13 protein-coding genes are annotated in these 13,609 nt (G+C 41.6%); 8 read left to right on the plus strand and 5 right to left on the minus strand.

From position 1 onward, the window contains the following. Positions 1-21: 21 nt before the first annotated feature. The gene (locus tag H6G77_RS15400) at positions 22-1,119 is read left to right on the plus strand and encodes a hypothetical protein (protein ID WP_190872001.1); all 1,098 of its coding nucleotides are present in this window, start codon (positions 22-24) and stop codon (positions 1,117-1,119) included. A 312-nt stretch (positions 1,120-1,431) separates the two neighbouring features. Here H6G77_RS15400 and H6G77_RS15405 read toward each other — a convergent pair whose 3' ends face one another. Next, positions 1,432-2,151 (minus strand): cytochrome b/b6 domain-containing protein, encoded by a 720-nt coding sequence (locus H6G77_RS15405; protein ID WP_190872002.1) that lies wholly within the window; start codon positions 2,149-2,151, stop codon positions 1,432-1,434. Positions 2,152-2,214: 63 nt separating this feature from the next. Here H6G77_RS15405 and H6G77_RS15410 point away from each other — a divergent pair, with 63 nt between their 5' ends. Both H6G77_RS15410 and trpD read left to right on the plus strand, forming a co-directional pair. Further along, entirely contained in the window at positions 2,215-3,033 is an 819-nt protein-coding gene (locus H6G77_RS15410) for a DNA adenine methylase (RefSeq protein ID WP_190872003.1), read from the plus strand. 163 nt (positions 3,034-3,196) lie between these two features. After that, on the plus strand, positions 3,197-4,309 hold the full coding sequence (trpD, locus tag H6G77_RS15415; protein ID WP_190872004.1) for an anthranilate phosphoribosyltransferase: 1,113 nt from the start codon (positions 3,197-3,199) through the stop codon (positions 4,307-4,309). Here trpD and H6G77_RS15420 read toward each other — a convergent pair. After that, positions 4,239-5,282: a TIGR02281 family clan AA aspartic protease gene (locus H6G77_RS15420; protein ID WP_190672923.1), complete on the minus strand. Its 1,044-nt coding sequence runs from the start codon at positions 5,280-5,282 to the stop codon at positions 4,239-4,241. The genes trpD and H6G77_RS15420 overlap by 71 nt on opposite strands. Before the next feature lie 247 nt (positions 5,283-5,529). Between H6G77_RS15420 and carA the strand changes: the two genes are divergently transcribed. From carA to H6G77_RS15445, 5 genes are all read left to right on the plus strand, one after another. Then, positions 5,530-6,678 carry a glutamine-hydrolyzing carbamoyl-phosphate synthase small subunit gene (gene carA, locus H6G77_RS15425; protein ID WP_190589200.1) on the plus strand — a complete coding sequence of 383 codons (1,149 nt, stop codon included), beginning with the start codon at positions 5,530-5,532 and terminating at the stop codon, positions 6,676-6,678. A 153-nt stretch (positions 6,679-6,831) separates the two neighbouring features. After that, complete coding sequence (locus H6G77_RS15430; RefSeq protein ID WP_190672926.1) at positions 6,832-7,233, plus strand: STAS domain-containing protein; 402 nt, start codon at positions 6,832-6,834, stop codon at positions 7,231-7,233. A gap of 401 nt (positions 7,234-7,634) precedes the next feature. After that, on the plus strand, positions 7,635-8,120 hold the full coding sequence (locus H6G77_RS15435) for a ribonuclease III domain-containing protein (RefSeq protein WP_190589204.1): 486 nt from the start codon (positions 7,635-7,637) through the stop codon (positions 8,118-8,120). Between the two features lie 96 nt (positions 8,121-8,216). Further along, a complete protein-coding gene (rlmB, locus tag H6G77_RS15440) occupies positions 8,217-9,194 on the plus strand; it encodes a 23S rRNA (guanosine(2251)-2'-O)-methyltransferase RlmB (protein WP_190589206.1) in 978 nt (325 codons plus the stop codon). A gap of 96 nt (positions 9,195-9,290) precedes the next feature. Further along, complete coding sequence (locus H6G77_RS15445; protein WP_190672932.1) at positions 9,291-9,593, plus strand: DUF1816 domain-containing protein; 303 nt, start codon at positions 9,291-9,293, stop codon at positions 9,591-9,593. A gap of 60 nt (positions 9,594-9,653) precedes the next feature. Here the strand turns inward: H6G77_RS15445 and H6G77_RS15450 are convergent, their stop codons facing one another. The 3 genes from H6G77_RS15450 to H6G77_RS15460 all read right to left on the minus strand — a co-directional run bounded on the left by H6G77_RS15450 (position 9,654) and on the right by H6G77_RS15460 (position 13,508). Beyond that, on the minus strand, positions 9,654-10,493 hold the full coding sequence (locus tag H6G77_RS15450; protein WP_190872005.1) for an alpha/beta fold hydrolase: 840 nt from the start codon (positions 10,491-10,493) through the stop codon (positions 9,654-9,656). Between the two features lie 191 nt (positions 10,494-10,684). Further along, complete coding sequence (locus tag H6G77_RS15455; protein WP_199332878.1) at positions 10,685-11,161, minus strand: DUF2059 domain-containing protein; 477 nt, start codon at positions 11,159-11,161, stop codon at positions 10,685-10,687. Positions 11,162-11,399: 238 nt separating this feature from the next. Next, positions 11,400-13,508 carry a caspase family protein gene (locus H6G77_RS15460; RefSeq protein ID WP_190872006.1) on the minus strand — a complete coding sequence of 703 codons (2,109 nt, stop codon included), beginning with the start codon at positions 13,506-13,508 and terminating at the stop codon, positions 11,400-11,402. Between the last annotated feature and the right edge of the window lie 101 nt (positions 13,509-13,609).

Raw genomic sequence — 13,609 nt, forward strand, 5'->3', positions numbered from 1 at the left:
TAATGCAAACCCCCACTCATCATGCAGCATCTACGTCAGCTATTAGAAACAGAAAATTCCGAATTAGCCAGGTTATTGCGGTGTAGCCTGTATGGACTAGAAGCTGCATTAAACCAAGCCTATACAGAATTACCCGATGATCCTGGTACTGAAATTTGTGCAGAATTGCTGCAAGAAATCCAAGATTTGTTGCAGCCTCCACATCAAGAAGCAACGACTATTATCCAATTTTCAGATGAGTTAAAACTAAATCATCTGCGTGATGCTTGGAATGCTGACTCAGAACTCAGCTTATATTTAGGTGATGCAACCTTACAAAGCCAAAGTGATGCTGATTTATGGCATAAAATTCACCGTAAATTGCTACGAATACCTGATGATTTAGCTACATTTTGGCAACAACGCACCTTAGATTTAGCTCAAGAAATTGGTGCAGTAGAAGATGATTCTAATTTCTACCAACTTCCCTTTATCAGAGATGAAATCATTTACCCTGGACTCAAAGGTAGTGTGAATATTCAGGGGTTATGTTTATCACAAAAAGCACTTTTAAAATCAAAAATTTTTCCCCTTCCCGAATCGGAAGATTTAAAATTACTCGCAGGTTTTTTAAATTTATATCTCAAATTTATAGAAATAGAACCAGATTTACATCACGCCTTAAAAAGTATTTTTAGCTTTGATATTATTCCTTTCAATTCCAAACCAGAACAGCAACAACAATATATAGAAGCTTTAACAGACCGCTTTCACCGCACCCAAAAAGCCGAAGAAAATAATGATATTTTAGCCATTGTACGTGCATGGATTGATATAGATGAAGCCATACATTCTTTAGTATTCATTCCCCCCGTTGAACGTTATTCATGGTGGGGAAAATTACAACAAGAATCACGACGAACCTTAAAGAAAATTGCAGACAAAGCCAATAAATCAGGACACAATGTCAGAATTCGTCAACTGTCAGGACTTTATGCTGATATATGTGCTTTCTCAAAAGATGATTTACAGCTAAATTGTGGCGGTATTCCTGGAGAAGTTTTAACTTGTTTGCGAGTTTATGCACGCATTAATCAAGAAGAATTTCCCGGACGTGTAATATTTCGTTCATTACGTTAATAGAATTATTTTAACGAGCCACAGAGAACACAGAGAGTAAGGAAATACTCTTTGCGTCTTTGCGCCTCTGCGTGAGAATTAAAAGTTTTATTATCCAGAACCTATTAATAATAGTAGGTTGGGTGTAGCGATAGCGAAACCCAACAAAGTATGCGTGAATGTTGGGTTCCGTTCCTCCACCCAACCTACGCCTACGCCTAAGATTTTTAATCAAAATTAGAGCGATTTTTACTTGCTTAGAAGACAAATTCATCCGCGTTCATCTGCGTCCATCTGCGGTTAATTATTTTTTTGGTGTTAGAAACAATATTACTATTCCGAAAAAAATACAGGTAGGAGAAATGCAACAGCAACTCCAATCAATACAAAACCTTCAATAATTCTCAAACTTAAATTATTATCTAGCAGTTGATTAACTCTTTCGCCAAAGTTAGTTTGCAAGCTACTCCACCAAGTACGGTAACGAGTCATCCATTGATTTGGACTATCTTCTGAACGAACCTGCCAAGAAAACATAGACAATAATAATGGCACACCACCCACTTTAATAGACATTAAAAGATGAATAGCTAAACAGCCGACTATCACACACCAAGCGATAAGATGTAGGGTATACCAAATCTGATTAATTTCTCCAGCAGGAAGCCATTCTTCTTTCATCATCCTGCCAGAAACTACAGAAAAAACTGAAGCAATTAGCATGAGAGTGTTAGCTAGTCTTTGCAAACTCACCCACCAAATTGGTTTACCAACTTGGCGCAGTTGTTCCCATGAATTAGCTTGGATAAGTCGCCTATTCCCAGCATGAAAGCTGTAAAGTGCAAATGCTGGCAGTATAATCAAGAAAAATAAGGCAAAAGTGCCATGAATCCCTTGAATATCGCCAAGTTGCGGAAATGGAATTTTACCAAATCTACCATCGTAAGTATTGTAAACTAGAAATCCAGTAATGATAGCTGCGATCGCAAAAATTCCACTCACGCCATGCAGTAGTCGCAACCACAACGGTTGATAGGGAACAGAACGAGACATAAAAACATTTATTCTCTACAACAAATATAAAGATATTTTAAGCCAAAGCGCGATTTTTTACTTATGCTCAAAAGTCCCCTCCGCTATCCTGGAGGTAAATCTAAAGCGATAAAACAGATTATTGAATACTTACCAGATAATTTTTCAGAATTTCGAGAACCTTTTGTTGGCGGTGGTTCTGTATTCATTTATTTAAAGCAAAAATATCCTGATTTAAAAATTTGGATTAATGATTTAAACCCAGAACTATTCTTATTTTGGAAACTTGCACAATCTGATATATCTGTATTAGTTGAAGAAATACGCCAAATAAAAAATCAATATACAGATGGTAAGTTATTATTCACAGAACTCACTACCATTGATGTAAAAGAACTATCTGATTTAGAAAGAGCAATACGTTTTTTTATACTTAACAGAATTACTTTTTCAGGAACTATAGAATCCGGTGGTTTTTCCCAAGAAGCTTTTGATAAAAGATTCACTCATTCATCAATAGAACGATTAGAAAAGCTAGAATCTATTTTAACAGCAGATATCAAAATAACTAACTTAGATTATAGTTACCTGTTAAATGAAAAAGGTGAAAATGTATTTTTATTTTTAGATCCGCCATATTTTAGTGCTACTAAATCTAGACTCTATGGAAAGGATGGAGACTTACACACCTCTTTTGATCATCAGAGATTTGCTGAAAGCTTAAAACAATGTCACCATCCTTGGCTGATTACTTACGATAATTCTCCGCAAATTCGGGATAATTTTCAATGGGCGAATATTTATGAGTGGGAATTACAGTATGGGATGAATAATTACAAACAAAATAGTGCTGCGAAAGGGAAAGAATTATTCATTACTAACTATGAAGTAAGCAATAATTGAGAAACAAAATTATAAAACTTACATACCACCAAGCTTGTATCCCTGTAACCTGTAACCTGTAACCTCTCACCTGCTATATCTGCTCATTTTCCGGTACGATAGCTGCCATATCGCCTTTTAGAAAGCCTTAGCGATCGCATTTTCATCACTTAAAACCCTAGCTATGACAAGTTCCTCAGAAATTTCTACAAGCTGGTATATTCTGCTACAGCAATTAATAGACGGTCAATCTTTGACACGCCCCCAAGCTGCGGAATTAATGCAAGGGTGGCTGAGTGAAGCTGTTCCCCCAGAATTATCAGGAGCAATTTTAACCGCCCTCAATTTTAAAGGCGTTTCCGCCGAAGAATTAACAGGTATGGCTGAAGTCTTACAATCTCAAAGCTTGGGGAGTCGGGAGTCGGGAGTTGGGAGTGGCAAAGCACTCAGCACTCACACTTCGACTTCGCTCAGTGTACAGCACTCAGCACTCAGCACTATCATAGACACTTGCGGAACTGGCGGTGATGGTTCATCGACTTTCAACATTTCCACGGCGGTGGCTTTTGTTGTCGCGGCTTATGGTGTCCCTGTAGCCAAACATGGCAATCGTTCCGCCTCTAGTCTGACGGGTAGCGCGGATGTTTTAGAAGCATTGGGTGTTAACTTAAGCGCACCTAGTGAAAAAGTCCAAGCCGCCTTGCAAGAAGTCGGGATCACCTTTTTATTTGCCCCCGGTTGGCATCCAGCCTTAAAAGCGGTGGCTCAATTGCGGCGCAATTTGAGGATTCGCACTGTTTTCAACTTACTGGGGCCGTTAGTTAATCCCTTGCGTCCGACTGGGCAAGTGGTGGGGTTATTTACACCCAAACTTTTAGAAACTGTGGCTCAAGCCTTACATAATCTGGGCAAACAAAAAGCGATCGTTTTACACGGGCGGGAAAGAATTGATGAAGCCAGCCTGGGGGATTTAACTGATTTAGCTGTGTTATCTGATGGCAAAGTGCAGTTAACAACTCTCAATCCTCAAGGGGTGGGTGTTACACCTGTGTCTATCAATGCCCTTAAGGGTGGTGATGTCCAGGAAAATGCGGAAATTCTCAAAGCAGTGCTGCAAGGCAAAGGAACCACAGCACAACAAGATGCTGTAGCCTTAAATGCTTCCTTAGCTCTACAGGTTGCAGGTGTGATCCCGTTGTTAGATCATGCTCAAGGCGTGAGTGTGGCTAGGGAAATTCTACAGAGCGGGAGTCCGTGGCAGAAGTTGGAGGATCTAGTTCAATTTCTATCGAATTAGCTTCAGAATGCGATTGGGGACGGAATTCTACAACATTGCGCTTAATGGTGACATCGTAATTACCAAAAAAGTCATGTCCCAATAAGCCAGTTTCTAAATCTGTCCCAGCGATCGCTACTGGCACTCGATTCACCCTCACCCCGCTAACTGCCATCGAATCAACATAACCCACCGGAAATTCTACGGCTCTAGAACTCGCAGTATTCGCCTTGGCTTTGCCCACAGGTATAATACCTAACACATTCGCCATCTCCTGGGTAATCACAGTGCCACTGGCTCCTGTATCTACGATCATGTCGAATTTCTGCTGACCATTAAAAGTGACTTCCACAATCGGCGTACCACCCACGCGGCGTTTAATCGGCGCAACAAACACATTTTTTTCCCGTGGCAGAATTTCTGTTGAGGAAAAAACGCGCTGTTCTGGCTGTTGTCTGGTTGGGACAGTTTGTTGTGGCACAAATTTAGCCACAGTTTTTGGCGAGGGAACTGCCACGACTACGTTTTGATTGTCAGCTGATGGCTGTGGCAAATTCGGATTCGCCTTTTGCCGCGCATACGTTACCTTACGCTGGTATTCGACAATTTTGCCTTGAGCCGACACATAATCAGGACTTTGGCGGCTGACTTGTTCCATGAGAGCGATCGCCTCTTGAAACTGATGTACCACCAAATTCCAATCTTGAATTGATTGAGCCGATTGGCTGATAGCTACAGCTCCTGCGGCTTTGTCTAGTCCCAACTGAAAAGTATCGGGTTCAAGCGCCGACGGCGGCAATGCTGCTGATTTTGGGCTGGTGACTGGGGCTGTTGATGCAACAGGTGGTGTCACTGATGAATTGTCAGTGACCACAGATTGTTGATTACTAACAGTCTCAGTAGTCTGTTGGTCTTCACTACAGGCAACGCCCAACACAGCTAAAGCACTTGCGAGAAAAATCGGGGCTGTACGAGATAAAAAAGACTGAAGCATAATTGATATCTATTTTACCTAGCCAAACAACTGCAAAACTACTCCTGCCACCGAATCACCCTGGGAAAATAATTCAGAATTATGAAGTATGAATTATGAAGTATGAAGTGTCAGACTTTGCATTTGATGATTTACACTTTTTTAGGATGAAGACGCAGTGTCGAAGTAAAAATCTCAAATTTCAGACTTAATACTTCAGACTTCTTACTTCAAACTTCTTACTTACCCCATCCCTAATCTATCGCCTATGTCCCTGTCTGACGCAATACCCGCTTTACTTGTCTTGGCAGATGGCACTGCTTACCGTGGTTGGTCTTTCGGTGCGACGGGAACCACAATCGGGGAAGTGGTGTTTAACACTGGCATGACTGGCTATCAAGAAGTTTTGACTGACCCTAGTTACTGCGGTCAAATTGTCATTTTTACCTATCCTGAATTGGGCAACACAGGCGTTAATCCTGAAGATGAAGAATCATTGCGGCCGCAAGTGCAAGGTGCGATCGCTCGCAATATTTGTCATAAACCGAGTAACTGGCGATCGACCCAATCTTTACCCGACTACCTCAAACAAAATCAAATTCCCGGTATCTACGGCATTGATACCCGCGCTCTCACCCGCAAAATTCGGATGTTCGGCGCAATGAATGGTGGAATTTCTACAGAAATTTTGGATGAAGCCGAACTGCTAGAACAAGTCCAAGCATTTCCCAATATGGCTGGCTTGAATCTCGTCAAGGAAGTCAGCACACCCCAAGTTTATGAATGGTCAGAACCCACTATTCCCGAATGGGAATTTAATCCCGAAAACATTACTAATGGCGAAGAAACATTTACAGTTGTCGCCATTGACTTTGGGGTGAAGCGCAATATCTTGCGGCGATTGGCTAGTTATGGTTGTCGCGTGATTGTTGTCCCAGTCAACACACCCGCCGCAGAAATTCTCAGCTACAACCCAGATGGCATCTTTCTTTCCAACGGCCCTGGCGATCCCTCTGCCGTTACAGAAGGAATTGAAACCGTCAAAACCCTATTAGAAAGCCAAAAACCTATGTTTGGTATTTGTATGGGACACCAAATTTTAGGTCACGCCCTGGGTGCAGAAACCTTTAAACTTAAATTTGGCCATCGGGGGTTAAATCAGCCTGCGGGTTTACAACGGCGGATCGAAATCACCAGCCAAAATCACAGTTTTGCCATTAACCCAGATACTTTACCTCAAACATTGGTTGAGATCAGCCACCTCAACTTAAACGATCGCACTGTTGCTGGTGTCCGCCATAAATCTTTGCCCATCTTCTCGGTACAGTATCACCCCGAAGCCAGCCCCGGCCCCCATGATGCTGATTATCTATTTGAGCAATTTGTCCAAGCAATGCGATCACTACGCACAGTTTAATGGTGAGGTTAAGTAAAAATATAAAAAGTGCTAGATGGGATCTGTAAAAATTAAAAGTTAAAAGGCAAAAGTCAAAAAACTTTTACTTTTTACGTTGCCTAAACTCTGCTATCTCAGCAGGTTGTAGACAATGTGCATAAAAACCATCTATACTTGAGCGTTCACTTTAATTATGAGGAGGGAATTATTGCTGAGCCACTTAATCTAACCGTAAGCCTCAGAGGCACTCGTGAAATCCGGGATAACTGTCAGCTATTCCGCCTCACAGGTTTGTTAGATGCCTTTTCTGAACCGACATTTCGCAAGGTACTAGGCGGCAAAATTGACGAGGGGCCAAAGCACATTATTCTGGATCTCTCTCAAATTGACTTTGTTGATAGCTCTGGCTTGGGAGCCTTGGTACAGCTAGCCAAGCAGGCTCAAAACGCTGAAGGCACCTTGCAAATTGTTACAAATGCCCGTGTCACCCAAACAGTCAAACTTGTTCGCTTAGAGAAGTTTCTCTCTCTGCAAGCCACAGTGGACGCGGCTCTCGAAAATATCAAAGGGTCTTGATAGTTTGACTGGGGGTGAAATTCAGCTATCCGATAGTTTATCTGGATAGCTTAATTTTTATCAAAACTGGACGCTAACCTCTCTCCTCGTGAGAGAGGTATCAAAGCCAGCCATTTTGATTGAAATCTACAAAACTGACATATTTCATAAATCCTTTTATCGCAAAAAGGGTGTAGGTTGTATTTGTGCAAAACCCTTATACCCTTACACCCCCACACCCCTACACCCAGCCTCAACCATTCCTCTTCTTAAGAAATTCCAACTCCAGTAGAAAATCTCCCCTAAAAAGATAGAATTAATTGGGTAATCCTGATAGTATAGATTGTGCTACGTAAGATATTTTAAATATATTCAAGAAAAATTAATCGTCTAAAAGTATTCTGTTAAGGAATGATAAATTTGTGGACTCCGAGGAGGAAGAACCAATAGATAGACAAGATGAACCTCCTACATCTGATGATTTATCTTGGGTGCAAGCCTGTCTAGCCAGCAATGTACAACTACACCAAACAATTTCCCCAAGCCAAGTGCAGCAAATTTCTCCGGCTGCTCTTGCTTATGTAGGAGATGCAATCTATGAGCTTTATGCTAGAATGTTCTATCTATTGCCATTACAACGGCTAGAAACTTATCACCGTTTGGTAGTGGCTCAGGTGAGAGCAGAAACACAAGCCCTACATTTGCGATCGCTGATTCCTCATCTGAGGGAAGCCGAACTAGAAATTGTCCGCAGAGGACGTAACGCCTCGACCGGACGGCCTAAACGCCTTGCTCCCGAAATTTATCAACAAGCAACTAGCTTAGAAACTTTGATTGGTTACTTGTATCTTACCGATATCCCACGCTTAACCGAATTGTTGCAAAAACTTCATCTCGAACAAGAGTGAGACATTTCACCTGAGCATTCAAAAATTGGTGTGTTCGGTTCAGCACCTTTAAATATTCAGGATGCCTACTTATAAGCTCATACATAGAAACTCATTATGACTAGCAAACCCAAAAAGCTCCAGACATCTGGTGAACCCAATCGTGGGCGGACTGTGAAAATTAAAGGCAAGCGTTTTAGTGGTAGTCCAATTCGGAAAGCCAAACCAGGAGAGCGTGAAAACCACGCCACACCAAGCAATTCCTCGGCAAATCATCAGTTTTCTTATCAATCTCCCATTCTCAAGAAAACAGAAGATAACGAAAATGATTTAATCTACGGTCGTCATCCAGTTTTGAGTGCTTTAGAAAGTCAACGGGAACTCAATCGTGTGTGGGTAACAGCCCGGTTACGCTACGATCCCCGATTTCACAATTTGCTACTACAAGCAAAAGAAAATGGCACAGTTATCGATGAAGTAGAACCCAAGCGTCTTGACCAAATTACCGAAGGCGCTAATCACCAAGGAATAGCAGCCCAAATCGCCCCCTATTCCTACCTAGAATTACCAGACTTAGTTGCTCAAGCTAAATCTGCTGTCAATGATCCCGTGATTGTTGTCGCTGAGGGGATCACCGACCCACATAACTTGGGAGCAATCATCCGCACTGCGGAAGCAATTGGCGCTCAAGGTTTGGTTATCCCCCAAAGAAGAGCCGTAGGGATCACTTCAACAGTCGTCAAAGTTGCCGCCGGCGCTTTAGAAAACTTTGCAGTATCAAGAGTAATTAACCTCAGCCGCGCTTTAGAAGAACTCAAAGAAGCTGGTTTTTGGATTTATGGTACCGCCGCTACAGGAAGCGAACCCATACATACAATACGTTTTAGCGGGCCTATAGTTTTAGTCATCGGCTCCGAAGGCGAAGGATTAAGCATGTTAACTCAACGTGCATGTGATGTTTTGGTGTCAATTCCCTTACAAGGAAAAACCCCTAGTTTAAATGCCTCTGTTGCTGCTGGGATGGCACTTTACGAGGTTTATCGCCAACGTTCTTTGAACACTTTGTATCTAAATAAGTTACCAAAACCTCTTTGAAAAAAAAGAGCAAAAGAGTATAAAGAAATGTAAAGCAACCACAATCACAACGTAGTATCTAACAACTACTACCAGATTGATCAATCAGCAACTACCATGAAAACCATCGGGTACGACATGAAAGAAGCTTTAATCAACACATTTAATAGTCTCGGATTAGCGTGGTGGGTGGAAATAGTAACACAAAACCCCCGTTGCACTTACTACTTTGGGCCATTTCTCACTTCTGCTGATGCCAAATTAGCCTTAAAAGGCTATGTGGAAGATTTAGAACTGGAAGGGGCGCAAGGAATACAAGTGAATGTCAAACGCTGCAAGCCAGATAATTTGACAATTGCCGACGACCTGGGGGAACGGATTGACCGCAAAGTAAAGCCTGCCTTTAGCGGTCAGATTTAATTCAGGCAATTAATTTGGGATTTTGGATGTTAGATTAACTTGCAATCCAAAATCGCAAATCTAAAATCTAAAATTTTCTTGGTGCGCTTCTAACCAGTGGTCGATGTCGCTCAGTACTTGATGCGGAATTTCCCACGGGAAAAGATGTGCGGTGTCGGGGTAACATTGCCACTGACTATTTTTGAGATGTCTAGCGGTTTCTAAACTAGATTCGGCTGTGATGTGGCGGTCTTGAGCGCCTGCTAGTACTAGGCTAGGGCAATTAACTTGCTCTAGTTCTGCTAGACGATTGTATCGAGAGCGCAAAGCATTGGATAAAGCACGAGTCGCAGCAGGTGAGGTTTGTAAATAAGCTGGGACTGCTGCTTGGGCAATGTATTTATAGGCAGTGGCATTATGCTGCTGAATCAGGTAACGAAACAGCGATCGCTTACCAAATGTATCAATATTCCATTGCCAACTAGGCTTAATTAAATTTAACAAAGCTGCAATGCCTGTATACAAGTTATCCTGCCAAGTAATCGGCGGATGACTACCATAAGGTCTAGCGGCTGTGGCTATCAAAATTAGCCCCGTGACACGCTCTGGCATCTTAAAAGCTAATTCCATCGCTAAAATTCCACCTAGTGACCAACCCAATATCAAGCATTTTTCAATGGCAAAGCGGTCTAAAAGGGCTTCTAGGTCAGTTAAATGGTCGGTCATGGCAAAATTACCTTGATAGCGGCTTTTGCCATAACCACGCAAATCTGGAGCGAAAGTTTGAAAGCGTTGAGATAAGTGATTAGTAAATACAGAAAGACTACGACCAGAACCAGGATGACCATGTATTGCTAAAATTGGAAATCCTTGACCTTGAACGTAGGTGTTAAGGCTGACAGTACCCACAGTTGGAACCATGTAATTTGAGAGTAAAAATTCAGAAGTCAGAATCTAGAATGATTAATATATATTGAAGGAAGAAATCAATCTTCGCCTACCTTTGTATATTGATCAACGGCTTAATTGAGCAGCAATTGAACGACTCCAAATCAACACAGAAACATCAGTTCTAATGATTTGTTATAGCCTTTCTGAATGCGGCTGGAAATCTAGTCTGGTGGTAAACTGATTTTGCCGTTATTATAGTTCTCCCACAATTCAAATCCCATTTTGAACCTTTGTTTAGAAGTATCCATATATGCTTTAACTTCAGACTGCAACAACTTTTTCATCACAGGTTGCTTTGATAAATTTAACAATTTCTTTAATTCATCTTCCGAAAAATCAGCTTCCAATCTTGCTGCATAGGCATCTTTGAAGTATCTCCAACCGATTTCTCGTACAAACATCTTCCTAAACCTTGTATAAAGCTTAAAATCGTCGCCCTTACCTATTAACGTGCCAATCAAGTGGTCAAAATGCAGATCGTATCTTTGTGCAATTCCTATCTCTAGTAGTACCTCAGTTGCTAATTTATACTTGGAGGTTGCTTTGGGAGGTGTTTTTGATTGGTATTCAACTAAAGGGAGTTGTTGAGAATTCGCTACATATACCGTGAAGAAGGTAAAGCAGACGATAAGCAACAATCCGAGAAACCTTGAAAATTTTAACTTTACTTTGAACATAGGAATTGAATTACCTGAAATTCGATATAAAATTACGCCAAAAGTCTAATCCATACTGCGGCTCAATTATCCTGTTATATTATGTTTTTTGTACATGAACCTGACCACTTGTGGTTGCCTAATTTTGGCTAAAAACTGACAATTTTAATGGATGTATCGGTTTGGCATAAATATTTATTGTACTGTCAGACTTCAGATTTCAATTGACGTGAAAACTAAAGTTAAAACTAGCCCAATGATTCACATTTAATGTATAAAAATCATTCGCTGTTGCATTGGTTTCGGCGGTGGTAAGGCTGGCGTTATGTAAATCTTGTAAGATGGCTTGGGCGATTTCCCAAGGATTGACTAATGCACCGATTGGTTGTTGGTCGCCTGTGGGATATTTAGCAGTTTCTAAAGCTTTGAGGGTGGTGGTGAAGGGTGCAAGACTCAAAATTAATTGGTGTTCACATTCGTAAGCTGGCCCTGAAATCGGCCATCCAGATGTAGCTGTATTGTTTGGCAGAGTTATGGTTTCGCCAGCCGGGATGATTACTTGTTGGAGTACGGGTTTTGTTTCGGAAGTGTTGGGTTCTTCCACAGTTTGCCAAGGGTAAAAAGCGATCGCAGTTCTATGATTTTTCAATCCTATTAGCATTAAATATACTGTGCGATCGCCTTTATTGTGGATGCGGTATTGAATCCGACTACCAATCGGCACAATGGAAGTGCTGAGTGATTTTTTGGGTAATGTTTTTGTGTCAAGAGTGCGTAAGGTTTCTCTTTGTAAAATGACCTTTGGTGATATCCCATTCACTATTTCTAAACTGCCTTTGATTGGTAGGCGGGAAGAACCTTCATTTTCTGTGAGTCGCCATAACTTGGCTGCTAGTAAATGTGGCAATTTTGTAGCTAACCTTGTAACTGCTACCTTCACAGCTTCCCCAACTTCCCCTGCGCCATTGGCAATTAATTGTCCAGCCGGAGCTAATAAACCATAACGGCTGGGAGTTTGCGAAAGTTTACCAAATATATAATCGGGTGGTTGTTCTCCAGTGACGACACTAACCATAGATGCCATTGCGGCAAAGGCGCTAGTAGCATCAACTCTTTCAATTCTTTCCAACCCAGAATCTAAACCGATATTTAAACTAACATTGCGTGGTAAAACCCTAACTGCTTCTTGAATTAGTTGCCCGACTTGCAGAGGTGTTGCTAATTCTAAACCAGAAATTTGAGCTTTGGCCGTTAACCCTGTACGCGATCGCAATATTAGCTGTTCTCCATTTGCAGAAGTCAAGCGAGAATTGACACCGTAGTTTTCTAATACTTGTGGTGGGAGTCCTCCTAGCCAAATTTGGACGGTTTTACCATCTTCTTCTATGTTTAAAATTGCTCCCTCAGCACCAAGATTTTGATCTAACAGCAAGCTTTCGCTGGTTACGGCCTTTTTGCTATTGACTAAACTCGGATGCTGTTTACTACCCCATTTAGACATTGCACTGTCTACATGAGCAAGGCTAAATTGCAGTGTGGTAGCGGGAGTGGTTTCCCAGAGGTACTGAGTTAAAGCATAGGTAAATAAGCCAGCACTAAACCCCGAAAATAGTCCTTCTTGGGCTACTTGTTTGGGATCAGTAGTGGCAGATAAGATAACTGCATTGGTCAATGAAGCTTTCGTTTTGAGTTGTTCGAGAAATTCAATTTCTGCGGTGGCTAACTTGGCGGCTAACTCTTGACGGGCGCGAATTCGCCAACTTGTGGGTTGAATTGTACTAGGCAGATCATAACTAGTATCTAAGATTGCTGTGACCTTTTCTGTAGGGAGCGATCGCAGCAACAATAACAGAGTCTCTTCTAAAATATAAGTAGCTATCTTCTCATCTTGAATTTCTAAATTTTCGTTGGTTGGCACTAAAGCATTTTGTAGTGTTTCATCAGACTCGTTTATCCTGATGCGCGTACCATAGCCGCTAAAGTGAAAAACAACTACATCATCAGATTTGACTTGTTTACCAAGATGATCTAAACAAGCCGCCTCAATAAATTCCCGACTCGCTTGTTCATCAGTTAACGTCAAAATGTTGGCAGGTACAAAGCCAAACCGATGAATCAACAGTTCTTTCTGCAATTCCACATCGGTAAGACAGCCACTCAGCGAAGGACTTTTGCGGTATTGATTAATGCCGACTAATAAAGCTAGTTTTCGGGGCGTGGGTTGTGCTAAAGCTTGGTAGTGCTGACTCCAAGTAAACAATTCCGCTTCCGTGACACCCAACACCGCCAGTATTGAGCCAATCCGTTTTAAAAAAGTCCGACGCTGCATAAAGTTAGCTATCAGTCCTCAGCCTGTCAGCTAACAGCTTAAAGGGCTGAAGTCGTGACTGTAAAGTTAAAGTTTTTACTATTTACATCTTGACCAAAAGA

The organism is Aulosira sp. FACHB-615, from assembly GCF_014698045.1.
Lineage (GTDB): Bacteria > Cyanobacteriota > Cyanobacteriia > Cyanobacteriales > Nostocaceae > Nostoc_B.

Coding starts and splice junctions, on each gene's coding strand:
- H6G77_RS15400 (WP_190872001.1), top strand. CDS start 22: ATGCAGCATCTACGTCAGCTATTAGAAACAGAAAATTCCGAATTAGCC.
- H6G77_RS15405 (WP_190872002.1), bottom strand. CDS start 2,151: ATGTCTCGTTCTGTTCCCTATCAACCGTTGTGGTTGCGACTACTGCAT.
- H6G77_RS15410 (WP_190872003.1), top strand. CDS start 2,215: ATGCTCAAAAGTCCCCTCCGCTATCCTGGAGGTAAATCTAAAGCGATA.
- trpD (WP_190872004.1), top strand. CDS start 3,197: ATGACAAGTTCCTCAGAAATTTCTACAAGCTGGTATATTCTGCTACAG.
- H6G77_RS15420 (WP_190672923.1), bottom strand. CDS start 5,282: ATGCTTCAGTCTTTTTTATCTCGTACAGCCCCGATTTTTCTCGCAAGT.
- carA (WP_190589200.1), top strand. CDS start 5,530: ATGTCCCTGTCTGACGCAATACCCGCTTTACTTGTCTTGGCAGATGGC.
- rlmB (WP_190589206.1), top strand. CDS start 8,217: ATGACTAGCAAACCCAAAAAGCTCCAGACATCTGGTGAACCCAATCGT.
- H6G77_RS15445 (WP_190672932.1), top strand. CDS start 9,291: ATGAAAACCATCGGGTACGACATGAAAGAAGCTTTAATCAACACATTT.
- H6G77_RS15450 (WP_190872005.1), bottom strand. CDS start 10,493: ATGGTTCCAACTGTGGGTACTGTCAGCCTTAACACCTACGTTCAAGGT.
- H6G77_RS15460 (WP_190872006.1), bottom strand. CDS start 13,508: ATGCAGCGTCGGACTTTTTTAAAACGGATTGGCTCAATACTGGCGGTG.